21 protein-coding genes are annotated in these 22234 nt (G+C 59.7%); 14 read left to right on the forward strand and 7 right to left on the reverse strand.

Annotation, left to right across the window (positions count from 1 at the left end):
* The first annotated feature begins 5 nt into the window (after nt 1–5).
* A complete protein-coding gene (locus FHS83_RS12725) occupies nt 6–299 on the forward strand; it encodes an ElaB/YgaM/YqjD family protein (RefSeq protein WP_167083323.1) in 294 nt (97 codons plus the stop codon).
* Between the two features lie 353 nt (nt 300–652).
* Here the strand turns inward: FHS83_RS12725 and FHS83_RS12730 are convergent, their stop codons facing one another.
* Nucleotides 653–1030 carry a PRC-barrel domain-containing protein gene (locus FHS83_RS12730; RefSeq protein ID WP_167083324.1) on the reverse strand — a complete coding sequence of 126 codons (378 nt, stop codon included), beginning with the start codon at nt 1028–1030 and terminating at the stop codon, nt 653–655.
* Nucleotides 1031–1194: 164 nt separating this feature from the next.
* Here FHS83_RS12730 and FHS83_RS19680 point away from each other — a divergent pair, with 164 nt between their 5' ends.
* Nucleotides 1195–1320, forward strand: a complete 126-nt coding sequence (locus FHS83_RS19680) for a hypothetical protein (protein ID WP_279590101.1) — start codon at nt 1195–1197, stop codon at nt 1318–1320.
* On the opposite strand, the gene ku is transcribed toward FHS83_RS19680, so the two are convergent.
* Nucleotides 1289–2122, reverse strand: coding sequence for a non-homologous end joining protein Ku (gene ku / locus FHS83_RS12735; protein WP_344100906.1), 834 nt, complete (start codon nt 2120–2122; stop codon nt 1289–1291). The genes FHS83_RS19680 and ku overlap by 32 nt on opposite strands.
* Before the next feature lie 213 nt (nt 2123–2335).
* Nucleotides 2336–2512: a DUF1328 domain-containing protein gene (locus tag FHS83_RS12740; RefSeq protein ID WP_167083326.1), complete on the reverse strand. Its 177-nt coding sequence runs from the start codon at nt 2510–2512 to the stop codon at nt 2336–2338.
* Between the two features lie 235 nt (nt 2513–2747).
* Between FHS83_RS12740 and FHS83_RS12745 the strand changes: the two genes are divergently transcribed.
* The gene (locus FHS83_RS12745; protein ID WP_167083327.1) at nt 2748–4211 is read left to right on the forward strand and encodes a PAS domain S-box protein; all 1464 of its coding nucleotides are present in this window, start codon (nt 2748–2750) and stop codon (nt 4209–4211) included.
* Here the strand turns inward: FHS83_RS12745 and FHS83_RS12750 are convergent.
* Genes FHS83_RS12750 through FHS83_RS12760 form a run of 3 tightly spaced genes read right to left on the reverse strand, consistent with a single transcriptional unit; the run spans nt 4202 to nt 6771 of the window.
* The gene (locus FHS83_RS12750; protein WP_167083328.1) at nt 4202–5935 is read right to left on the reverse strand and encodes a sensor histidine kinase; all 1734 of its coding nucleotides are present in this window, start codon (nt 5933–5935) and stop codon (nt 4202–4204) included. The genes FHS83_RS12745 and FHS83_RS12750 overlap by 10 nt on opposite strands.
* 9 nt (nt 5936–5944) lie before the next feature.
* On the reverse strand, nt 5945–6562 hold the full coding sequence (locus tag FHS83_RS12755) for a sigma-70 family RNA polymerase sigma factor (protein WP_167083329.1): 618 nt from the start codon (nt 6560–6562) through the stop codon (nt 5945–5947).
* Nucleotides 6559–6771 carry a NepR family anti-sigma factor gene (locus FHS83_RS12760; protein WP_167083330.1) on the reverse strand — a complete coding sequence of 71 codons (213 nt, stop codon included), beginning with the start codon at nt 6769–6771 and terminating at the stop codon, nt 6559–6561. Before FHS83_RS12760 ends, FHS83_RS12755 begins: the two co-directional genes overlap by 4 nt.
* A 208-nt stretch (nt 6772–6979) precedes the next feature.
* On the opposite strand from FHS83_RS12760, the gene FHS83_RS12765 reads away from it, so the two are divergent.
* From FHS83_RS12765 to FHS83_RS12785, 5 genes are read left to right on the forward strand one after another with little or no spacing between them, the layout of a single operon-like run.
* Nucleotides 6980–7765 carry a response regulator gene (locus tag FHS83_RS12765; RefSeq protein ID WP_167083331.1) on the forward strand — a complete coding sequence of 262 codons (786 nt, stop codon included), beginning with the start codon at nt 6980–6982 and terminating at the stop codon, nt 7763–7765.
* 21 nt (nt 7766–7786) lie between these two features.
* A complete protein-coding gene (locus tag FHS83_RS12770) occupies nt 7787–9721 on the forward strand; it encodes an autotransporter assembly complex protein TamA (protein ID WP_167083332.1) in 1935 nt (644 codons plus the stop codon).
* On the forward strand, nt 9721–13419 hold the full coding sequence (locus tag FHS83_RS12775) for a translocation/assembly module TamB domain-containing protein (RefSeq protein WP_167083333.1): 3699 nt from the start codon (nt 9721–9723) through the stop codon (nt 13417–13419). Before FHS83_RS12770 ends, FHS83_RS12775 begins: the two co-directional genes overlap by 1 nt.
* A gap of 29 nt (nt 13420–13448) precedes the next feature.
* Nucleotides 13449–13928, forward strand: a complete 480-nt coding sequence (locus FHS83_RS12780) for a low molecular weight protein-tyrosine-phosphatase (protein ID WP_167083334.1) — start codon at nt 13449–13451, stop codon at nt 13926–13928.
* Nucleotides 13925–14731, forward strand: a complete 807-nt coding sequence (locus FHS83_RS12785; protein WP_167083335.1) for a fructosamine kinase family protein — start codon at nt 13925–13927, stop codon at nt 14729–14731. Before FHS83_RS12780 ends, FHS83_RS12785 begins: the two co-directional genes overlap by 4 nt.
* Before the next feature lie 40 nt (nt 14732–14771).
* Here FHS83_RS12785 and FHS83_RS12790 read toward each other — a convergent pair whose 3' ends face one another.
* Nucleotides 14772–16448 carry an OprO/OprP family phosphate-selective porin gene (locus FHS83_RS12790; RefSeq protein WP_167083336.1) on the reverse strand — a complete coding sequence of 559 codons (1677 nt, stop codon included), beginning with the start codon at nt 16446–16448 and terminating at the stop codon, nt 14772–14774.
* A 358-nt stretch (nt 16449–16806) separates the two neighbouring features.
* Between FHS83_RS12790 and FHS83_RS12795 the strand changes: the two genes are divergently transcribed.
* From FHS83_RS12795 to FHS83_RS12820, 6 genes are read left to right on the forward strand one after another with little or no spacing between them, the layout of a single operon-like run.
* Nucleotides 16807–18351, forward strand: a complete 1545-nt coding sequence (locus tag FHS83_RS12795; protein ID WP_167083337.1) for a globin-coupled sensor protein — start codon at nt 16807–16809, stop codon at nt 18349–18351.
* A 14-nt stretch (nt 18352–18365) separates the two neighbouring features.
* A complete protein-coding gene (locus FHS83_RS12800; RefSeq protein ID WP_167083338.1) occupies nt 18366–18893 on the forward strand; it encodes a hypothetical protein in 528 nt (175 codons plus the stop codon).
* Nucleotides 18894–18935: 42 nt separating this feature from the next.
* Nucleotides 18936–19214 (forward strand): STAS domain-containing protein, encoded by a 279-nt coding sequence (locus FHS83_RS12805; RefSeq protein WP_167083339.1) that lies wholly within the window; start codon nt 18936–18938, stop codon nt 19212–19214.
* A 1-nt stretch (nt 19215) separates the two neighbouring features.
* Nucleotides 19216–19584 carry a response regulator gene (locus FHS83_RS12810; protein ID WP_167083340.1) on the forward strand — a complete coding sequence of 123 codons (369 nt, stop codon included), beginning with the start codon at nt 19216–19218 and terminating at the stop codon, nt 19582–19584.
* Nucleotides 19585–19594: 10 nt separating this feature from the next.
* A complete protein-coding gene (locus tag FHS83_RS12815) occupies nt 19595–21736 on the forward strand; it encodes a chemotaxis protein CheA (RefSeq protein WP_167083341.1) in 2142 nt (713 codons plus the stop codon).
* Nucleotides 21737–21739: 3 nt separating this feature from the next.
* A complete protein-coding gene (locus tag FHS83_RS12820; RefSeq protein ID WP_167083342.1) occupies nt 21740–22228 on the forward strand; it encodes a chemotaxis protein CheW in 489 nt (162 codons plus the stop codon).
* Nucleotides 22229–22234 lie beyond the last annotated feature (6 nt).

Here is a 22234-nt window from a genome sequence, read left to right on the forward strand (position 1 = left end):
TCGTGATGGATAATCAAACCAGCGGCGATTTCGAAGCTGTGAAGCAGGATGTGAAGGATCTGAAGACGGATTCCTCCGCGCTCGCGGGTCATTTACGCAACAAGGCCAGTGACGGCATCAACGGCACCCTCGGCCGTATTGAAGAAACTGTTTCTGACATTTGGGACCGCGTGTCGCGCACCAGCACGCAATCCTATGAAGCTGTTGAGCGCAATGTGGAAGAACGGCCCATGATGGCCGTTCTGGCCGCTTTCGCCATCGGCGCGTCTGTAGGCTGGTTGCTGGATCGCCGTCGCTAAAAACGGAACAGCACCTCCGTACCGCGTTATGCTCAGTAAGCAGCGGCAACGGGTCTGAATGCCTGAGCGAATGATCTGGGAGGCCCTGGCGGGCGTTGGCAACTGTGCCTTTGCGCTTGTCCAGGGCCTCACGCATTCCACGCTGGATGGGTGGGAAAGCTATCTTCAAGAGGGTGATCGCGGAATCCGGGGGCCACCGGCTGATGTCGCTTAGGATCTGCGCCGGCGCGGGGCTGTCGGCTGGATGCGCCTTCGTCAGCCACGTTCCGGTTTTCATCGCCTCATCCTCGATGGTTCAGAAAGAGAAACGGCCCGTAGGGACGGGCCGTTTCAATGCGATTAGGCGACGGTGATCACCAATAAGGTGTCACGCCGTAGTAGTTATAAAGCGCGTTTTCGCGATCCCGGTCATAGCGATCCCATTCTTCGCCATGGGTGAAGCGAGGAGCGCCACGAAGCTGGGCGTCTGAGATGTTCACTTCATAGCCGCCGAGATCGGTGCTGTAGGTAAGAAGCGACCACGGAATAGGGTAATGATCATCGCCAATGCCGAGGAAGCCGCCAAAGCTCATCACGGCATACGCAACCTTGCCGCTCAGCTTGTCGATCATCACGCGGTCGATGGTACCTACGCGGTCTCCGTTCGACCGGTAGACGGCGGTACCTTCGACCTTGTCGCTGCCGATCAACCCGGCCGTCTCGCGGGCGGACAGGTTTTCGCTTGTCTGCATTTGTGCCATCGTTCGCACCTCTTATTTATGGTTTGACGATGAAGGAAACGCTGCGTTGTCCGGGCGGGTTCCGGCGTGGCTCGGGTGGGGATTTCTATAAGCGGCATGGGAACTTTTGCGCCGCGAAAGCCGTTACGGCACTGCGAGAAACGAGGGAGATTCACATGCGTGCAGATATCCGCCCCACACCCGTTCGCGCCGGCTATATCCTTGCGGTCAGCGGCGCTCTTGCGACTGTCACGTTTACGCTGATCTATCTCACGACGCTTTCTTACGCGACCGGCCTTTGACCTTCGAAGGTGCAGTCTTGTGTGCCGGTTTAACCGCTTCGGCGGGTTTGGCCTTAAGACTGCGCCGCAAGGCTTCCATCAGGTCGATCACGTTGGAGGGCTGTTCGGGCCGCGGTGCCTCGATCGACTCGCCTTGCTGTTTGCGCTTCACCAGCTCGCGTAAGGCCTCTTCATAGCGATCTCGGAAGGTGGCGGTATCGAAGGGGGCTTTGCTTTGCGAAATGATTTTTTCTGCGATGTCGACCATGCGCGCATCGATTTTTTGATCTGAAATGCCACCGAAGACTGTGGCGGGGTCGATCACCTCGTCCCGCATACGCAAAGTATAAGCTAATATCCCTTTTCCTGATGGCTCCAAGGCCAGAAGACGCTCGCGGGTGTGCATGACCACCCGTCCCAGCGCGATGCGATTGGTACGGGCGAGAGCCTCGCGCACCACGCTATATGCCTGAATAGCGTTGTCATCGCCGGGCAAAAGAAAATAGGGCTCGTCCCAGAACAGCCGGTCGATGTCGCTCGCATCCACAAAGCTCTCAATATCAAGATTGCTCGTGGTCTCCTGCCGCACCGCTTCCAATTCATCGGGGGTGACGATCACATAGCGATCTTTTTCGAATTCATAGCCCTTGACGAGATCGGCACGATTGACCGGTCCGGTATCAGGATCGGTAGGCACCATTTTGATGCGGTTGTTCGTATCGGGGTTGATGAGGTGAAAGGAGATGTCGCGCCGGTGGTTTACCGCGCCATAAAGCGCGATGGGGCAGCTCACTAAGGATAAACGGAGGTTTCCCGACCATATCGGCCGCGCCGAAAGTGGGGGGCCAGAAGCAGGCTTGCCGGAAGATGGCTTAGCGGATGCTTTTTTGGGGAGGCGTTTCGCCATGGCCGGGGCTTTTAAGGGAGGAACGAGCGGGCTCCCGAACGGTCTTGGGAAGGGGGCTGGGCGGCCGTGTCGAATTCCCGCTCGCGCTGAAACAACGCATCGGTCCCCGTTGGGTTCCGATGCTTCGGGTCATACCGGCGGGGCGCGCCCGCGCAAGCCCCCCGTGATAAGGCTGATGGCGAACAGCACGACAAAAGCGATCAACAGGATTTTGGCGATTTCCGCGGCAAGGCCTGCCATGGCGAAAAAGCCAAGAAATGCTGCGATCAACGCCAGTATGAAAAAAGTCACTGCCCATTGGAGCATGGCTTCGTCCTCTTGGGTTGCCGCCAAAGAACTCGCGATCTTTGCTTCAAGTTCCCAGTGCTATGGGCGCAAATTGTAGGCGGAGAAAACAGAAAGCGCGCAAGCAATAGGGGCTGAAAATTGTCACAGAACCTGCCTCAGAGGCTGCAGGACAGCGCCCGCGTGCCGTGATTAGATTCCAAATACGATTATTGTCCTTTCCAAAGACGGAGATCCGCCGTCACAGGGAACGCCAGTGGATTTTACCTCGAACGACAAACTGCATCTGGAACACCAGCCGCAGCTCGGCAGCGTTGGTTTGAGTGCGCTGGCGGAGGCGCATTGGGTTTCCGCGGCGCGTGCAGGACGCGATCTGCTGGCAGCCGTGTTCGATGCGCTACCGATGGCGATCTACACCACGGATGCGAAGGGTAAGGTGCTCTTCTGCAATAACGCGGCAACGGCGGTATTTGGGTGCAGCCCTGAGGATGGTTCGGGCTGGTCACCGGCGGAACTTTTGCGCTGGCCAGACGGTACCGCGATGCGCGAAGGGCATAGCCCCATGAACACGGCCTTGCGGGAGCGGCGCGCAATCCGAGGCGCGGAAGGAATGATTATCCGGGCGGGTGAGCAGCCCCTGCGGGTCATGATTTACGCAACCCCACTCCTGGATGGCGAGCGGCTGATCGGTAGTGTGAACATGCTGGTCGAATTCGGCGAGAAGGATCGCGCCAATTATTTCGAGCAGCGCCTCGCTACTATCGTGGCTTCCTCGGAAGACGCGATCATCTCCAAGGATCTCAATGGCACGATTATCACCTGGAACAAGGCTGCGGAGCGTCTCTTTGGCTATAGCGCCAGCGAAGCCGTGGGGCGGCCGATTTTGATGCTGATACCGGACGATCGCCATCAGGAGGAGACCGCCATTCTCGAGAGCATTCGTAACGGTCGGCCGGTGGCGCGCTATGAAACCATGCGCCGGCGCAAGGATGGCAGCCTTGTGCCCATCGCCCTCACGGTGTCGCCGCTGCGGGATACGACGGGGCGGATTATCGGTGCCTCGAAAATCGCGCGCGATATTTCCGAGCAGATGCGCGCCCGCGAACAGCAAATGCTGGTGCTGAACGAGATGAGTCACCGCGTGAAGAATGTTTTGGCTGTTGCTGGCGGGCTCGTCGGACTCAGCGCGCGTTCCGCGACCGACCCCAAAGCCATGGCGCGGGCGGTTCAGGAGCGGCTAGGGGCCTATTCGCGCGCGCATGAACTCACCCGCTTCTCCCTCTCCGATGTGGGGCAGGCCAATGGCCAATCCACGACCTTGCATACGTTGTTGCGCGCAATCATCTCGCCTTATCTCGATACGGCGGAAGAGGGAACGAATATCGTTCTTGAGGGCGAGGATGCGGTGATCGATGCGGGCGCTACCGCCAGCCTGGCCCTGGTACTGCACGAGTTCACCACCAACGCGACCAAATACGGCGCCCTCTCTACGGCTTCGGGACGGATCACGATCCGATGCGGCACCTCTGAGGATGGCATCGATATCGTGTGGACGGAGCGCGGCGGCCCGCAGATCACGCAAATTCCGGAGCGGCAAGGCTTCGGCAGCGTTCTCGCGAGCAAAACGGTGGAAGGTCAGCTCGGCGGAAGCCTGCGCTATGATTGGCGGCAAGAGGGTGTGGTGATCACCTTGCGAATCCCGCGCTCCCCTCAAAGCTGACGCGTGCGGCCGATGGTGAAAACGTTATAATCTTCGTTTACCGTTTTCGCCTGAGATGGGGCGCCTTCCGACGGCACGAACAACGTCAGCTTGGTGCCGCCATGGGGCAGGGGCTCATCAGCATAGCGTCCGCGCAGCTGTTCGGAAAGGCTTCTCAGAATGCGCGCGGAAAGCGATCCCGGTGTGGGCAGGCTGCCGTTATCGCGTTCCTCGATGATGAGTTGGCAGCCGCCGGGGTCGCTGGCAAAGCTCAGCCGCACATCGCGCAGCCGTCCTTCCGCGCGCGGCAGAAACATATCGAAGCTGATGGCTTCCACCGCGAAAAGCACGATGGGGGTGGCGGTATCGGGCGAAAGCCAGCGATGCGAAATGGAGATTTGAAGCGAGAAAATCTGGCCGGCATCATGGGCCACGGTGCGCAGCTGATCGGCCAACTGCGCGAACAGAACCTGCATGTCCAGCATGGGGTCGCTTTCGCTCTTTTCGATCAGCCGCTGGATCAAGGTCAGCGCGTCCACGCGCACGATGATTTGGCGAAAGGCGCTGCGGGCCACGGGATTGGCGATATTCTGGGCGTAGATCGCGATCAGGCTGGAGACAATCTGCAGATTGTTTTTGACGCGGTGATGGATCTCGCGGGTCATGCTGAATTGGCGTTCCAGCGCCTTGGAAAGGTTGCGGTCGCGGTCCTGAATGGCGATGGCCATGCGCTTCATCTCGCGTCCGAGAAGCTTGAACTCATCCGGAGCGGCGCGCAGATCGTCGAGCGAGAGAGTGAAATGATTGCGACCATAAGCGACCGCCACCCGTTTCAGGTAAATCGTCCAGCGGATTACCAGCCACTCGGTGCCCAGCCAAATCGCGGCCACGGTCGCGCCGATGATCAGGATGGTCAAAAGCACATCCGCCAGAAGATAGCCGCGGAACGTGCCGAGTAGCCGTGGTTCGGGAATGCCGAAGGCGACATATTTATCTGAAATGCCGATAGGCTCGGCTACCCAGCGCCAGCGACTGCCCGCGCCGGTATTCAGGGTGAAGACTTTCCGCTTGGCTTCTTTCGCGTTCTGGATCACCGCCTCAGCGATGCCTGAAGGCACTGGATGGTTGGTGGCAAAGACATTGCCGTTCTTGTCGAGGATAAGCGACAGTGCGCCCTCGGGCAGCTTGGTGACTTGTGGGGCGGTTTCCAGCCAATCCAGATCGATCGCGGCACTCACAGCGCCCGCGAAACTGCCATCGCCATTGTAGACGGGCATCGCCATGGGCAATACGGACTTCTTCAGAATTTTGCTTTGGAATTGATTGCCCACGACCACGGTTTTGGAGCTGCGCAGCGCATTCCACCAGTTCAGTCGCGCGGCGATCGGCTGGGTGGGAGAAACTGCGCCCATGCAGATGATATTGCCGCTCGCATCGACCCTTGTCAGGTTGATGATCGGCATCGCGCCGACCAGTGAGTCCGATAGCTCGGCATAGCATTTTTCGCGGGTGTCGGTCTTATCGGGACGGCGCGCGATGGAACGCAAAAGCTGCTCGGCACGCGTGAAAACATTCTGCTCGCTATAGGCAGCATAAAGCGCCGTCTGCATCAGAATGCGGTCGGTCTCCCGCTGGTAGGCGCGGAAATTCAATACGGCCTGGATGATGCTCGCCAGGGCCAACGGCGCAAGCGCCAAGCCCACCACGAGCATCAGCCGCAGCCGGATGGAGTTCGTCGATGCCAATCGCTCCCCCTAGCGCAGCAGCTTCTCCGCGTTGGCCTCTCTTACCTTGCGGAATAGAGCGTCCGTCAGTTCATCAGTGCGATCGCGCCGGTCTGGAAGCTGGCCTGCCGTGCCTTCGACAAGATGCTGCAATTGCTTGCGGGCGCGCGATACGCGGCTTTTGATCGTGCCCACGGCACAGCCGCAAATCTGTGCCGCCTCATCATAGGAAAATTCCGACGCAGTCAGGATAAGCGCTTCTTTCTGCTCGGAAGGGAGCTGGCTGAAGGCGCGCATCAGATCGGTAAGATCGAGCCTTGCATGCTGCTCGGCTTCGGCCCCTTCGCCGGTGTGTGAATAGGCAGCGTTGTAATCCGAGGCGGTTTTGGCGCGGCGGTGGTTGGAATAGAACTCGTTGCGCAGGATGACGAACAGCCAAGCCTTAAGGTTGGTGCCGAGCTGGAATTTTTCCCGCGCCTGCCAGGCTTTGGCGAGGGTTTCCTGCGCCAGATCATCGGCTAAATCGCGCTGCCCACAGAGCGAGCGTGCGAATGCACGCAACACAGGAATCATCTCCACCAAGCCATCGCGGAATTCGGCGGTGTCATTGGGAACGGGAGGCCTGGGCTTGTGAAGAGGCTGGCTCATCGCGTGCTCTCATCCATCTTCTTAAGCAGTGCCATGAACTCATCCGGCACGGGTTCGGAAGCGACATCGTCGTAGAATCTCTTTAGCCCCCTGGTGATGGCCTTTTGATGCGCCTTGTACCGGCGCGAGTCTTCTTTGGGATCGATTTCGTTCACGTCGCCTTGTGGCCGCTCTAGCGAGCCGGCTTTCTGTTGCTGTTTGTTATCCATCACTGCCCTCTGACCACGGGGAGAAAGCAATAATTCCGTAACGGCATGCTTGTGGTCGCCGTGTGCGGAGCGTTGCCAGTCTCAATAACAACTGCGCCGCTTTTTTGTTCCTGGTTGGGAACAGAGTTTTTCGGCACGACGTTGTCACCGGTAGAGACGTTGCGTGCGAAGGCGCGCGCTATTCGGTATTGCGGGAAGGGACTGACGAATGAACATGACCGACACTTTGGGGCCTCATCTTCCGTTTCTGCGCCGTTACGCGCGGGCGTTGACCGGTTCTCAATCCACTGGCGATTCCTATGTGCGGGTGCTTCTTGAATCCTTGCTTGACGGAAACATGAGCCTTCCTGGCGATGTTCCGCCTCGGCTTGGGATCTATCGTTTGTTTCACGAACTCTGGAGCTCGAATATCCACCTTCCCGCGGGGGAAGGTGCAAGCATGCATTCGAGCGTAGAGCAGCGCCTGCAATTGGTTCAGCCCGAGAACCGCGAGGCTTTGCTTCTCAGTTCTGTCGAAGATTTCACGGTGGATGAGACAGCATACATCCTGGGTACCAGCGAAGAGGATGTTCAGGAGTCGATCGCGGCTGCCTTGCATTCGATTGATCAGGATCTGGAATCGCGCGTGCTTATTATCGAGGACGAGGCGATCATCGCGCTTGATCTCGAAAATCTGGTCAACGAGCTTGGCCATCGCGTGGTGGGCATAGCTGCTACGCGTGATGATGCGGTGCGCCTCGCGCGCCAGCGCCAGCCTCAGCTCATCCTCACCGATATCAAGCTCGCTGATGGCAGCTCGGGCATCGATGCAGCAATGGCGATTGTGCAGGATCTGGATGTGCCGGTGGTCTTCATCACGGCCTATCCCGAATTCCTCCTCACCGGTCAGCGACCGGAGCCGGTTTATCTCGTCACCAAGCCGTTTTCGCGGGATACCGTCCGCGCGACCATCGGTCAGGCCCTGTTTTTCCACCGGCCCAGGATGGCCGCTTAATCCAGTCGTGAAAATTTTGTCATGGCAAGCCCCGGTACCGTCAGAGATTGCGGGCCGGGGCTTTTCTTCCGCCCCGTTTTGGGCCTAATTGCCTCTATGTCCGGGCTTCGTTTTCGCATCGCGCCGGCTGCCGCGGCAGCTCTGATTTACCTTGCACCCGTCGCTTTTGAAGGCGCGCGCGCGGCCGATCCACAGGGCTATACCCTGTCAAATCCGGACACGGGCGATGATGAGCTGGATACGGCCTTAAAAGATTCCTCGCTTCTGATTCTCTTGCGCAGCAAGACCCCCGCGCCGCCCTTTGCTTTGATCGACCGGGCCCGGGGCGATTTCGGCCGTTTCCAGACCGTGCTGGAGAGCTTTGGCTATTACCAAGGCAAGGTATCCATCACTATCGCGGGGCGCGATGTGAACGACAAAACCTTGCCGGATTTCCTGGAAAGTGTCCCGCAAGGCCAGACCGTGGAAATCAAATCCGTGGTCGAGCGCGGCACGCAATACACGCTGCGCAATGTGAGCTTCCATGGCACGCTGCCGCCCGGGTTTGATGCCGCCAGTTTTGTCGGTGTCTCCAAAGGCGATCCGGCGGTGGCTGCCGACGTGCTTGGCGGGCAGGGGGCTTTGCTTTCGGCCTTGCAGGAGCGGGGCTATGCTTTCGCCAAAGTCGGTGTACCGGATGCTTATGCGGATGATGCGGAAAAGGTGCTTGACGTCAGCTATAATATCGAGCCCGGCCCGCGCGTGAATATCGGCGCGATTTCTTTTCAGGGTCTAAAGCATGTGCGCGAGGATTTCGCGCGCGAGAGCCTTACGGTGCATACCGGCGATCTTTACAATCCCAGCGCCATCGAGGCGTCGCGGTTAAAGCTTGTCGGCCTAGGCGTCTTCTCCGGCGTTTCCGTGCGCGCCGCCGATCATGAGGAGAATGATCACTCCGTCCCGCTGCTGTTCGATGTGCAGGAGAGCAAGCAGCATGCGGTGGCCTTATCGGGTGCTTATTCGACGGATTTGGGCGTCAGCCTTTCGGCCAGCTGGTCGCATCGTAATCTTCTGGGCCGCGGCGAGCAGCTCAATCTCTTGGCGTCCGGCATCGGGCTTGGCGGTTCGGCGACCTCCGGTCTTGGCTATAATCTTCAGGCCCAATTCATCCAGCCGCGTTTCTTAGGCGATGATCAAGCTTTCGAAGTCAATCTTGCCGCCGTCAAGCAAGATCTCGATGCTTATGATCAGACTGCCCAGACTTTCGGCATCTATGTCCGCAAGCATTTCTCTAAGCTCTGGAACGGCACCGCCGGGATGACGGTCACCCATGATCTCGTTTCTCAACAGGGCACCGAGCGGACCTATGAGCTGGTCGCACTGCCGGTTACCGCGCAATACGACTCCACCGGGCTGAAAGACCCGCTCTCCGATCCGGTGAAAGGCGGGCGCGGCGCGCTTTCGATCACGCCCACCATCGCGCGTGGCAAGCAAACCGTGCTCTTTACGGTCATTCAGGCCTCGGGGTCTTATTATTTCGATCTTTCAGGCAATGGCCATTCGGTGATCGCTACGCGCGCGCTGCTTGGCACTATTCAGGGTGGCTCCACCTTCGATCTGCCGCCGGACCAGCGCTTATATGCCGGCGGCAGCGGCTCCGTGCGCGGGTTCCGCTATCAATCCATCGGGCCGCATTTTGCCAATGGCGATCCCACTGGCGCCTCCTCGGTCGATGCCGTGAGTGTCGAATTACGTCAGCGCCTGTGGAGCAATTATGGTCTGGCGGCGTTCGTGGATGCGGGGCAGGCGAGCGAAAGCGACCTTCCCTTTAACGGCAGCGTGCAAGTGGGCGCTGGCATCGGCGCGCGCTACTATACCTCTATCGGCGCCATCCGGGCGGATGTGGCGATTCCCGTCACCAAAGTCCCCAATGGCGACGCGTTCGAGATTTACCTCAGCATCGGCCAGGCATTTTAATGCGTTTTGAATGGCAGACATGGCTTCGGTGGGCTGCGGTCGTAGTGGCGGGGCTTCTCGCCGCGCTGGCGGTATTTTTGCTCTTCTGCTTTTATACGCCGCCTGGTCATCGCGTGGTGGCATCGCTGGTACAATCTCTCTCGGGCGAGACGGTGGCGATTAAGGGCCTCTCGGGCAGCTTGCCGAACCATCTCAGCGCCACAGAAGTTGAATTGCGCGATGCGCAAGGCCCTTGGCTCAAGATCGAGGGCGTGAAGCTCGATTGGAAAGCGCTGGGCGCGCTCACCGGTCATATCAGGATTTCCCATCTCCACGCCGCCAGGGTTACCGTACTCCGCCGCCATGTCGCCGCGCCCAGCACCTCTACATCGACCACAGAGATCGAGATCGCGGATATCTCCTTGCCGCATGTGGAGCTGCGTCAGGGGCTATTGCGCAAAGCCGCGGTGCTTTCGGGGGCCGGTTCACTGCATTATGCCTCGCGCCACGATCTGTCCGCCGATCTTTCCATTCGCCGCTTGGATGCCGAGGGGCGGTATGATGTGCATGCCGTGATCGAGCGTGACATCGCCAAAGGTACCATTGCGATAAGTGAAGCTGGAGACGGCATCATCGGCGGGCTGATTGGTTTGCCGGATTTAGGCCCGGTGACGATGAATGCCCGTGCCGCCGCGCAGGGTTCTGCCAATACGCTTCGTCTCAGCTTCTCGGCGGACCTTCTCAATATTTTCGCGGGCGGCACCATCGATCTCGCCAAGGAAGAGGCTGCTCTCGATTTTTCGGCGGTAGCGCCTGACATGCATCCGAGCCCATCCCTTTCCTGGGGCGTGATTTCCGCCCGCGGCCATCTGCATGGCGGCTTCGCGGCGCCCGATATTGATGCCTCATTGCGTATCGCCCGGCTTTCGGTTTCAGGAACACGTATGGAAGAGGTGCGGGCGACCGTGACCGGCTCCGCGGGCAAAGCCAATCTTCATCTCATCGCCACTGGCCTCACATTACCGGGCGAGACGGCCCCGGTCTTCGCATCCGCGCCGGTTGATATCACGGCCCATGCCGAACTTGGCGAGGCCACGCGGCCCATCGAATTTGTGCTCAGCCATCCCTTGCTGCGCCTTTCAGGCGAGGCGATGACCAAAGCGCCGATCAGCGCGAAGCTTTCTTTGGTTGTGCCTTCGCTTGGCGGCCTTGCGCCCTTGACCGGCACCAAGCTTGATGGCGCGGCCGATTTCGCGCTGGATGTGAAGCAGGCCGCCGCCAACACCGAACTCGCGCTGAAAGGCACGATTGCCACACAAGGCGACAGCACGCCCGCCAAGCTTCTCGGCAAAGCCAAGCTCGAGGCGACGGCGAGCTTAGGCGCGACAGGCAATGTCATGATGCGCGCAAAGTTGCAGGGGGCGGCGGTGAAAGCCGAAATTGCGGGCTCGCAAAATACGGGTAAACAATCCTTCACCGGTGAAGCCGCGCTCTCTGACCTATCTCGGCTCGCATCCACCTTGGTGGGATCGCTTAATCTGCGCGGCAGCCTCACTGGCCAAAGTGGCGATGCCAAGCTTGTCCTCAACGGCTCTGCCCTGGCAGCGCCCAAAGGAATGGCGCGCCAATCCATCACGCTCGCTGCGGAAGCTTCCGGTCTTCCCAAATTGAAGGCGGCGAATCTGCGCGTTTCGGGCCGCTTTAGCGGCGCGCCGGTGTCGCTGAAAGCCGATGTCACCCCTATGGGGCAAACGGGTATGACCGTGCGGCTGACAGACGCCTCCTGGCGTAGCCTTCGCGCGCAAGGCACCATGGCCTTTACCGGCAAGACGCCGGCGGGCGGGGTTCGTCTTTCTGTGGCGCGACTGGCTGATCTTGCACCGCTAACCGGCATGCCGCTTTCGGGCAGTGTGGAGGCGCGCGCCGATCTTGGAAATGGCAATGCCGCTTTGCGCGCCGCGGGTACGAACATCGCGGTGGGTGAGAATAAGATTGGCCGGATTGAGATCGGCGGCACCATCGCTTCGCTGCAGCAGTCGCCGGTTTTTGGCCTCACCATTTCGGTGCCGCAGCTCGCCACGCCCCAGGTCGCAGGCGCCGCCACGCTGCGGCTCTCCGGTCCGCTCACTGCGCTGAGCGCAAATCTTGAAACCCAGCTTACTGCCGCCGACGGGCAGTATTTCACCGTCTCGGCTGATGCGCTCGCCGATACCGCCGCCAAGCACGTCACCATCTCGCGCTTCAATGGGGTGTGGAAGGATCAGCGCGTCACGCTGGCCCAGCCGGCCACGCTCGATTACGCCAACGGACTGAAATTCGCCGCCAGCTTTATAGAAGGTAAGGCGGTGAGCGTGAGCTTTGTGGGCTTCGTGCCTTCCAACCCGCGCCAATCGATGAATGTGCGCGCCACAGGTTCCGCCGATTTGGCAGTGATTGGCTCCAGTCTTTCCTCTATAGGCCAATCGGTACGCGGAAAATTAGCGATGGATGTGACCATCACCGGCACGGCGGATAAGCCCAATATCGTGGGGCAGGCGACACTCACGGGCGCGCAGTTCCAGGATTATACCCGCGGCCTCAGCCTCACCGGTATTGAAGCGGTGGCCGAGGCGCAAGGCCCCAGTATCCGCCTCACCAAATTCACTGCCAAGGCGGGGCCGGGAAACATTACGGGTTCGGGTACCATCGATCTTGCTGCGCCCGGGCGCCCGGTGGATATCGCCTTCAAGGCCTCCAACGCGCGGCCCATGAGCAGCGACCTTCTTACCGCGACGATCAATTCCGATCTCAAGCTGGAGGGCAATCTTTCCGACCGTCTCACCTTGTCGGGGCAGGTGAATGTCCAGCGCGGGAATATCAACATCCCCGAGAAATTCGCCTCTGAGGTTGCCACCCTCAATGTGCGACGGACCCGCCAGCCGCAAGCCGCGCCGCCCGCGCAAACGGCGGTGCCGATTATCCTCAATCTCACCATCTCCTCGCCGGGGCAGATTTTCGTGCGCGGGCGCGGCCTTGAAGCAGAATTCGAAGGCGATCTGAAAATTGGCGGCACCTCCACTGCGCCGCAAGTCTCTGGCGGGCTGGAGCTTCGCCGTGGCACCCTGGCGCTCGCGGGCGCCTCACTCACCTTCCAGTCCGGCTCCATCAGCTTCAATGGCCAAGCCCTTCGTAAGCGGCTAGACCCCAGCCTTAATCTCGTGGCCCAGAGCCAGTCCAATGGCATCACTGCGACCCTTAAGATCACCGGCACAGCCTCCCAGCCGAAGCTGGAGCTGAGCTCGTCGCCGCAATTGCCGCAGGATGAAATCCTCGCCCAGCTCCTGTTCCAGCAGAGCGCCAAATCGCTCTCGGCGATGCAGCTTGCCAGCGTGGCCCAGGCTGCGGCGACCCTTTCCGGCGGAGGCGGGGGATTTGATCCGGTCGGGACCATGCGCCAAAGCCTGGGGCTCGATCGGCTCGCCGTCGGCAGCAGTCAGGAGACCTCCGGCGGCACTGGCAGTACCACCATCGAGGCCGGTAAATACGTGCTGCGCAACGTTTATATCGGCGCCAAGCAGGACCTTTCCGGTGGCACCAAGGCGCTGGTGCAAGTGGATATCACCAAGCATTTGAAGGCCCAAGCCCAGGTCAACACGGGCCCGCGGGCGGCTACCACCACCTCCACGCCCATGCAGGATAATGGCGATAGCATTGGCTTGTCCTATCAGTTCGAGTATTGACGGGCGGGAGTTTTGCTCGCCGGTTAAGGATGAAGAAGCCTGCTGTTCTGTTCGTCTGCCTTGGCAATATCTGCCGCTCGCCTCTGGCAGAGGCTGCCTTTCGCGAAGAGGCGGCCCGTCTGGGGCTGGAGGTGGAGGTCGATTCAGCAGGCATTGGTGGCTGGCATGCCGGCGAGCCTCCGGATCGCCGGGCCATCGCCGTAGCACGCCGCCATGGGGTGGACATCTCGCACTACCGTGCCCGCAAGGTGCTGGAAGAGGATTTCCGCCGCTTCACGCATATTCTCGCGCTCGATCATGAGAACCTTGCCGCCTTGAAGGCGCTGCGTCCGCAAGATGGCGGCGCTGAACTTCGCCTTCTGCTCGATTATGTGCCGGGCCGTGAGGGCGAAGCGGTGGATGATCCCTGGTATGGTCCCGCTTCCGGCTTCGAGATCACTTGGTCGGACGTGAGTGAAGCCGCGAAAGGCCTTGCCCAGTCCTTGAAGAAGGCAGCGAAGCAGCCGTGAGCGATCTGGGCGACAAGGCAGCGAAGCTTCTGGGCGGTGAGCTTGCTCATGAAAGCTCCTTGGGCGGAGGATCCCTGTCGAGTCTTGTCCGCATCGTGCTTGCGGATGGACGCGAAGCCATCGTGAAGGCCGGCCCATCGCCGCTCACCGAAGCTCGCATGTTGGGGGCGATCAAAGCGGCAGGCGTTCCCGCGCCCGAGGTTTTGGCACTCAACGGCGAAATGCTGGTGCTCGAGGTTCTGGACAATGACGGCGGGCTTGGCGCGGTCTGGGCCGAGCTCGGCGGACATTTGAAGCATCTTCATGCGAGCCAAGGCACGCGTTACGGCTGGACCGAGGATTACGCCTTCGGTCCCATTCCGATCGTCAATCGCTGGAATGATGATTGGCCGGCCTTCTGGGCCGAGCATCGCCTTCTCTGTCACCTGCGGTATGTCGGAACCAGCATGGTGCGCCGGCTCGAGACGCTTTGCGATGACTTGTCGAACCGCTTGCCCACATCGCCTGCGCCGTCGCTGCTGCATGGCGATTTATGGGGTGGCAATGTGCTGGTATCTGGCGGAACGGTCAGTGGGCTGATTGATCCGGCCTGCTATTACGGCCATGGCGAAGTCGATATCGCCATGCTGATGATGTTCGATCAGCCGGGCGCGCTGTTCTTTTCGCGCTATGGCAAGCTGGAGCCGGATTTTGAGGAGCGTTTGGCGATTTATCGCTTGTGGCCAGCGCTGGTGCATTTGCGCCTGTTTGGCAGCGGCTACCGCGCTTTGGTGGAACGGCTTTTGACCGAACTCGGTGTATAAAGCGCGACCCGGCTGGGGGAAACCGGGTCGCGCCTCTTACCTAGAGCGCAAGCTGGAACCGCATGGCTAGCGTACTCAGCTTTTGCCCACCATTAACGGCAGCGAGGGAGGGGGCTGCTGCCGTCGTCACGGCCGCCGGGGCTTGCAGCCGTGAAACATCGATATACTGATAATCCAATGCGAGCTTGATGTTGGAGTTGGGGTACCAGTTGACGCCCAAGGTCAGGATCTTCTGATCGCCGCCGCGCACCGTATTGTAATAGGTGTAGGTCTTCGCGGTGGAGGTCCAGCCGGTTACGATGTTGGCCGGATCATCCTTGTGGCTGTTGAGGTTGAGTTCGCTGAAGCGCGCCGCGACTTCAAACGCGCCCCAGGTGCCATCCTTCAACGAGAAAGGCTTGGAGGGCTTGGGCGCGGTGAAGGAGCCGGTCGCCGCGTTATAGCTGCGGCTTTCGCCGGTCAGCATATAAGCCGCCTGCACGTACCAGCCGTTGAAGCTGTTGCTCGAGGGCGTGACCGTCTGCACGGAAGACGTCGAGGCCGCGCTGAAGACATTGTAGGCAATTCCGGCGCGCTTGACGTAATAGCCGTAATAGCCCGCCTGTCCGTAGAAGGCGCCCCAATTTCCAGCCGTTTCCAGGCCCCAGCTTGAAACATGGCTGGCGCTCAGGGCGCCGGTGCTTACGAGCTGCGTGCCGTTCGAATCGACCGAGAATTCCGGCACATCGGCAAAGGCATAGCTGCCCTTGGCGGTGGCGCCCGGCGTGGTGGAGAGAGAGGCCGCGCCGCCCGGAACCAGATTCGGAAGGTTGAAGACGGTGAGGGCGTTGGCGCCCACGATCCAATGCGCATGTTCGTTGGAGATCGGCAGATAGGAGATGCGGCCCGAAACCGCCGTCTGCTCATCATAGTTCGGAACCGCGGTGGCGCCCATCGCGCCATAGGCCTTGGCACCATCGCCGAGCTTGTTGCCCGTCAAAGACAGGGCGCCGAAGACGCGTTGGCCAGTGTAGAGTACGCTGATGCCTTCACGGCCTTCAGAGCCCGCGATATTGCGCTGCAGATTCGAGGGTGAATTGCGTTCAAAGAAGATGAGATCGCCAGAAGTCGTCGAGTCTTCGATGTTGATCGGGGCGGGATAGGCGCCCACGCGGAACGACCACGGCGCCAGCCCATCATATTGCATATAGGCATAAAGCACCTTGCCGGGCGTTTCGGTGGTGGCACCGCCGAAATCATAGAGGAAGTAGTAGTTCCAATCGCCGAACACCTTGCCTTGCAGACCCAAGAAGACGCGGCGCAGGTTGGTGCCGCTGCCGAGATCGGGGCCATAGGCGGTGGGCAGGCTCTGCGCAGAGCGTTCCTGCATGTAGTAGCCGGCATCGACCTGCAAAAGGGCACGCAGATTGGCGCTGAAATTTCCGTCTTGCGAGGCCACTGTCAGCCGCCCGCCAGCGATAGAGGTCTTCGGCGCCTGAGACTGCTGTTTCTTCACTTCGGCCTGGAAATCGGCCTGGCTCTTCTTCACAGCTACCGCTTCAGCTTTGGCGGCGTCCTGCTGCTTGGCGGAATCGTCCTTAAGCTGCTGCAGTTCTTTGGTGAGAGTCTTGATCTGCTCTTCCATCGATTGAATGCGCGCATCAGCCGGAGCGGCCAGAGCGGCGCTGCTGGTACTGGCCAGTAACGCGGCCGCAAAGATGGTGGAGACGGTCTTCATAGGGGCATTCCTTGCTGCTTTTGCGCGAAGGGGAATATTCCTGCGCGTCAACAAACTAGGAATGCAGGGGTTAATCAGTCTTTTAATTCAATGTGGAATAACCATTTCGACGCATAGGTATTTTCAACTTCCGGTGTACTCCGTACCAGGATGAACACGCCTACCTGGGCACCTCTAAACGAGAGGGAAATGCGGGGCGCGAAATTTCCCTGCGGAGTTGAGATATCTATTTGAGATTGCGGCAATTTTGCTCAGTATACACCACTACGATAAACCGAAATTCAATTCTCGACCCTCATCCTGATGTCTGCTGCGAAGGGGCGGACCTGTCGCCAGCGCATTTTGGATTTGGGGACAGATGCACACTTCCTTCGAACACCTGCCGGATTTCGATCTCGCGCGCCGTCTGCGCTATGCGGGAATCACCAGCGCCACGTCGCGATATCTAAAGCTGTTCTGGCCCGCCGCGCGTCTGGCGCTGCCGGGAATTCTCGACGCCTTCTATAAGCATGTCGATTCCGAGCCGCATCTTGCCCGGCTCACCAGCGGACAGCAGACTCGCCTCAAAGGCGCGCAGGCCAAGCATTGGGAGAGGCTCTTTTCCGGCAAGTTCGACGAAAGCTATGTCCAGGGCGTGTATCGCGTTGGTCTGGCCCATAAGAAGATCGATCTGTCGCCGCGCTGGTACATCGCCGGTTATCAGTTCGTGCTCAACCGATTGGTACGCACCGCCATCATCACCTGGTTTTGGAATCCTTATCTTCTGTGGCGAACTCTAGAGGCCATCAATAAGGCGGTGATGCTCGACATGGATCTGGCGATCTTCGCCTATCAGAATGCGATCGAGCAGGAGAAGCGCCATCAGGAAGAGGCCATTATCGCCAGTGTCGGCGTTGGTCTCAAAGCACTGGCACAAGGCGATCTCACCCATCGCGTCACCACAGAGCTCACCGGTCCTTTGGCGCAGCTCAAACTCGATTTCAATTATGCCGTTCCAGAGCTCGAAAAGACGCTTGCGGCGCTGATCGGCAGCATCGATACGATTTCCACCGGCGCGCATGAGATTGAGCAGGCATCGAACGATCTGGCGCATCGCACCGAAAGCCAAGCGGCCAATCTCGAGGAAACTGCCGCGGCTTTCGAACAGATCGCCGCAACCTTGAATACCACCGCCCAGAACGCCGGTCGTGCCAGCGAGGTTGTCGTCAAAACGCGCTCCGCCGCCCAGCAAAGCGGAAAGATCGTCGAGGCCACGATTTCGGCTATGGGTGAGATCGAGCAATCCTCCAAGCAGATTACCGACATCATCGGTGTAATCGACGAGATCGCGTTCCAGACCAATCTTCTTGCCCTGAATGCGGGCGTGGAAGCGGCCCGTGCGGGCGATGCGGGCAGGGGCTTTGCCGTGGTGGCCTCCGAAGTGCGCGCTTTGGCGCAGCGCTCAAGCCAAGCTGCCAAGGAAATCAAATCGCTTATCGGCGCATCGAGCAACCATGTCGGCTCGGGCGTGAAGTTTGTCGGCCAATCAGGCGAGGCTCTGAAAGAAATCGTCGGGGAGATCATCGAGATTTCCTCGCTGGTCGCCGAGATCGCCGAAGCCACCAAGCAGCAATCGATCGGTATTCAGGAAATCTCCACCGCCATTTCGCAGATGGACCAGGTGACGCAGCAAAATGCCGCGATGGTCGAAGAATCAACGGCCGCCGCGCATGCCTTGGCGGGCGAGGCCGATAATCTTTCGTCCCTGGTGGTCAAGTTCAATATCAGCCAGCATCAAGCCTCAAAGGCTGTTTCGCCGCAGTCTCAAGCCCATAAAGTGGTGTCCTTGCGCCCACGACAAGCCGGGCCTGCCGCTCTGGCGGCGCCGGTCGCCAGCGCGCGCGAAGACTGGTCCGAATTTTGAGCGTGGAGACGGCGATGCGCGCATCTGGTTTGCCGCAGATCGGGGCGGGTGAGGCAGGCTTTCATGCTGTCTTCTGCGCTTCAGCGGATGGCCGGAACGCATTATTTAACGATTTAGGTACAAATACGGAGCATTCCTGCGCATTGTTTTTTCAAGCAAGCGGCAATGCCGCACAGCTTGCAAAAAAAGCCGCGGAGAATCAGCGCTTTCGTAAAGGCCTTAAGGGTTTGGTAACGCTGCTGGCACGCGAAAATTCGCGGCGAAAAAGTGTCTCGGTCCACCGCATTTTCCGCAAAACCGTCGCTGTGCGGCTTCGCATTAACAGCTTGGTATCAGAAATAGAGCAGTGTGAAAAAAATCAACAAGTCCCCTCGCATATCGCGGGAAAGGTGGAAGCTTTGACGTTGCGCACTCCAGTCCGTTCAGCAGCATTTTCATGCGAGCCCGCACGGCTGGTTACCCGCAACGCGAAGGCCTCCGTCGAATTCGCGGCGTTTTTGCGGAAATCCGCCGACGCGCCGTCAATCTCGACGAATTTTTGACGATTACGAGGGAGAATAGGCGATGAACAAACAGGGGATTGTATGGACGAGCAAGTGACCTTGCCCCCCGTGGCGGATTTAACCGAGGCGGGCCCGCTGAAAGATCGCTTTTTGCAGGCGATCTCATCGGGCACGAGCCTTACGGTTGATGCTTCGGCGGTGCAACGCGTGTCTTCTCCTTGTCTGCAGGTCCTTGTCGCAGGCAAGCAGTCGTTTGCGAAAGCAGGCGGCGCCTCTTTGACGATTACTGATCCTTCGGAAGCATTTCGTGAGACCGCTTCGGTCCTCGGTTTGTTAGACGCACTAGAGCTGGGCAAATAACATGGGTAAGACGATCCTCACGGTCGATGACTCGCGCACTATGCGCGATATGCTGCGGCTGGCGCTGAGCACGGCGGGACACAATGTCATCCAGGCGGATGACGGTGTTCATGGCGTGGAAGTGCTGGAAAATGCCGGCTTGGTCGATGTCATCATCACTGACATCAACATGCCCCGCATGGATGGCTACGGCTTTATCGAGCATGTACGCCGTGGCTCCGCCAATAAGGTGACGCCAATCCTGGTGCTCACCACCGAAAGCGAGCCGGCGAAAAAGGCCCGCGCCCGCGATGCCGGTGCTACTGGATGGATCGTAAAGCCATTCGATCCAGAAAAACTTCTCGCCGCAATTCGTCGGGTCTCGCCGTAGGACGTTGATCATGGATCCGATGGAAGCCATCAAACAAACCTATTATCAGGAATGCGACGAGCTACTCCTGGCGATGGAGGAAGGCCTCATCGCCATGGAGAATGGCGAGGCGGATTCCGAGACGATCAATGCCGTCTTCCGCGCCGTGCATTCGATCAAGGGTGGTGGTGGCGCGTTTGGATTCGATATCCTTGTCGAATTCGCACACATCTTTGAAACCGTCCTCGACCTCATCCGTTCCAACCAGCTCACGCCGACCAACGAGGTCGTCAAAGTGCTGCTGCGCGCGGGTGACAAGCTTTCCGATCACGTTACCGTCGCGCGCGATGGCACCGGCGAAGTTCAGGACAGCGAAGTCAAGGAAGAGCTCGCGCGTCTCGCCGGTGAAGATGGCGAAGGCGGCGGTAGCGATCCGGCACCGGCTGATTTTGAAGGCCTCACCTTCACGCCGATGATGATCGATCTTGGCGATGAAGCTCCTGCGGCGCCTGTGATCGAGGATGCCGGGCCCGCTTGGCATGTGCGCTTTGCACCCCATGCAGGTCTTTATGCCAAGGCGAACGAGCCTTATCTCCTGATCCGCGAGCTTGCCGCGCTGGGCCCCGTGGAGGTCACGCCGGACCTGTCGAATCTGCCCGAACTCGTCGCGCTGGAGCCGGAACAGGCATATTTCGCCTGGGACATTGTGCTTCGTGATTGCGCCGACAAGGCGAGCGTCGAAGAAGTCTTCGAATTCGTTTCGGGCGATTGTGATCTTGAAATTTCTGAATGGGTTCCGCCAGCCGCGCCAGTTGCGGCTGAAGTCATCGCTGACGGAGCGCCCGAAGTGGTGGTCGAGGAAATCGCCACGACCTCGGAGCCGCAAGCGGTTGAGCCCACCGTCGCCAATGACCGCAAGCCTGCTGCCGCGAACTTGGCTGGGCCTGCAGCCGCGGCGGAAACCGTCAAGCAAACCATTCGTGTCGACCTCGACAAGGTGGATCGCCTCGTCAACCTGGTTGGCGAGCTTGTCATTACCCAGGCGATGTTGAGCCAGCGCATTTTGGAAACCACCGGTGCGCAGACCACCATCGGCGCAGGGCTGGGCGAGCTTGAGCATCTTCTGCGCGAGCTGCAGGAAGCCGTCATGGCGATCCGTACGCAGCCGGTGAAGTCTGTGTTCCAGCGCATGCCGCGTCTGGTGCGCGAGACTGCCGCGCAGACCGGCAAGGAAGCCCGCCTGGAAATCGAGGGTGAGGCGACCGAAGTTGATAAGACGGTGATCGAACGCCTCGGCGAACCGCTCACCCACATGATCCGCAATGCGATCGACCATGGCCTCGAAACGCCCGAAGAGCGTGTCGCTGCGGGTAAGCCCGCGGAAGGCACGGTCAAGCTCTCCGCGGAACATCGTGGCGGGCGTATTGTCATCGAAGTTGCCGACGATGGCCGCGGCATCAACCGCGCGAAGGTGCGTCAGAAGGCGATCGAACGCGGCTTGATCGCGCCGAATGCCAATCTGTCGGACGAAGAAGTCGACAACCTCATCTTCCTGCCGGGCTTCTCTACGGCGGCCCAGGTCTCCAACATCTCTGGCCGTGGTGTCGGTCTGGACGTGGTCCGGCGCAACATCATCGATCTGGGCGGGCGCATCAACATCTCGTCCGTCTATGGCAAGGGCTCGAAGTTCAGCCTGACCCTGCCGCTCACGCTCGCCGTTCTCGACGGCATGATCGTGGCGGTTGGCAACCAGACCTTCGTGCTGCCGCTCTCGCATATCATCGAAAGCCTCCTGCCCAAGCGCTCTGACGTGAAGCAGTTCGGTTCGAATGGCATGCTGCTCAACGTCCGCGGCGTGTATGTGCCGCTGGTGTCGGTGGGCCGTCTCTTGGGCGTGCAGGGTGCGTCTTACGACGTCACCAACAGCGTCGTCATCCTGGTCGAAAGCGAAGGCATCGGCCGCATGGCACTCGCGGTGGATGCGATCGTCGGTCAGCGCCAGGTCGTCATCAAGAGCTTCGAGGCCAACATCGGTCATATCCAGGGCATCGCCGCCGCTACCATCCTTGGCGACGGTCGCGTGGCCCTCATCCTCGACATCGATGGTCTTGTGGCGGGCTGCCGGGAAAGCGCCGCCCGTTCCATCGAATATCAACAGGCAGCAGGAGCGTAAGCTATGAGCACCACCGACAAGGACAATACCGGGCAGGACCGCCGGCAATACATCACCTTCCTTGCCACCGGCCAGGAATTCGCGGCTGACATTATGGCCATTCGCGAAATTCGCGGCTGGACCGATACCACGGCGCTGCCGCATGTGCCCGATTATGTTCGCGGCGTGATCAACCTGCGCGGCATGGTTTTGCCGGTGATCGATCTGAAGGCCCGTCTGGGCCTCGGTCTCACTGAAGCGACCGTCAAGCACGTGATCATCGTGGTCAATTCCGGCGAGCGCACCATCGGTCTTCTGGTGGATGCCGTGTCCGACATTCTCACCGTATCGCAAAATGAGATTCAGTCCGTTCCCGACGTGATGCGCGAGACGCAGAACGATTACGTGGAAGGGATCGCGGTCCTCGACGGGCGCATGGTCACCTTGCTTGGCATGACCAAGCTGACCTCGTCCTTCGGCGGGATCGAGAATCTCATTGAGCACGCGGCCTAACGGAGC

The organism is Rhizomicrobium palustre (assembly GCF_011761565.1).
Classification (GTDB): domain Bacteria; phylum Pseudomonadota; class Alphaproteobacteria; order Micropepsales; family Micropepsaceae; genus Rhizomicrobium; species Rhizomicrobium palustre.

Excerpts from the sequence above, each read along its gene's own strand:
- FHS83_RS12795 (WP_167083337.1), top strand. The coding sequence starts at position 16,807 with ATGCACACTTCCTTCGAACACCTGCCGGATTTCGATCTCGCGCGCCGT.
- FHS83_RS12780 (WP_167083334.1), top strand. The coding sequence starts at position 13,449 with ATGAAGAAGCCTGCTGTTCTGTTCGTCTGCCTTGGCAATATCTGCCGC.
- FHS83_RS12820 (WP_167083342.1), top strand. The coding sequence starts at position 21,740 with ATGAGCACCACCGACAAGGACAATACCGGGCAGGACCGCCGGCAATAC.
- FHS83_RS12730 (WP_167083324.1), bottom strand. The coding sequence starts at position 1,030 with ATGCAGACAAGCGAAAACCTGTCCGCCCGCGAGACGGCCGGGTTGATC.
- FHS83_RS12805 (WP_167083339.1), top strand. The coding sequence starts at position 18,936 with ATGGACGAGCAAGTGACCTTGCCCCCCGTGGCGGATTTAACCGAGGCG.
- FHS83_RS12790 (WP_167083336.1), bottom strand. The coding sequence starts at position 16,448 with ATGAAGACCGTCTCCACCATCTTTGCGGCCGCGTTACTGGCCAGTACC.
- FHS83_RS12770 (WP_167083332.1), top strand. The coding sequence starts at position 7,787 with ATGGCAAGCCCCGGTACCGTCAGAGATTGCGGGCCGGGGCTTTTCTTC.
- FHS83_RS12725 (WP_167083323.1), top strand. The coding sequence starts at position 6 with ATGGATAATCAAACCAGCGGCGATTTCGAAGCTGTGAAGCAGGATGTG.
- FHS83_RS12740 (WP_167083326.1), bottom strand. The coding sequence starts at position 2,512 with ATGCTCCAATGGGCAGTGACTTTTTTCATACTGGCGTTGATCGCAGCA.
- FHS83_RS19680 (WP_279590101.1), top strand. The coding sequence starts at position 1,195 with ATGCGTGCAGATATCCGCCCCACACCCGTTCGCGCCGGCTATATCCTT.
- FHS83_RS12755 (WP_167083329.1), bottom strand. The coding sequence starts at position 6,562 with ATGAGCCAGCCTCTTCACAAGCCCAGGCCTCCCGTTCCCAATGACACC.
- FHS83_RS12760 (WP_167083330.1), bottom strand. The coding sequence starts at position 6,771 with ATGGATAACAAACAGCAACAGAAAGCCGGCTCGCTAGAGCGGCCACAA.
- FHS83_RS12775 (WP_167083333.1), top strand. The coding sequence starts at position 9,721 with ATGCGTTTTGAATGGCAGACATGGCTTCGGTGGGCTGCGGTCGTAGTG.
- FHS83_RS12815 (WP_167083341.1), top strand. The coding sequence starts at position 19,595 with ATGGATCCGATGGAAGCCATCAAACAAACCTATTATCAGGAATGCGAC.
- FHS83_RS12765 (WP_167083331.1), top strand. The coding sequence starts at position 6,980 with ATGAACATGACCGACACTTTGGGGCCTCATCTTCCGTTTCTGCGCCGT.
- FHS83_RS12810 (WP_167083340.1), top strand. The coding sequence starts at position 19,216 with ATGGGTAAGACGATCCTCACGGTCGATGACTCGCGCACTATGCGCGAT.
- FHS83_RS12800 (WP_167083338.1), top strand. The coding sequence starts at position 18,366 with ATGCGCGCATCTGGTTTGCCGCAGATCGGGGCGGGTGAGGCAGGCTTT.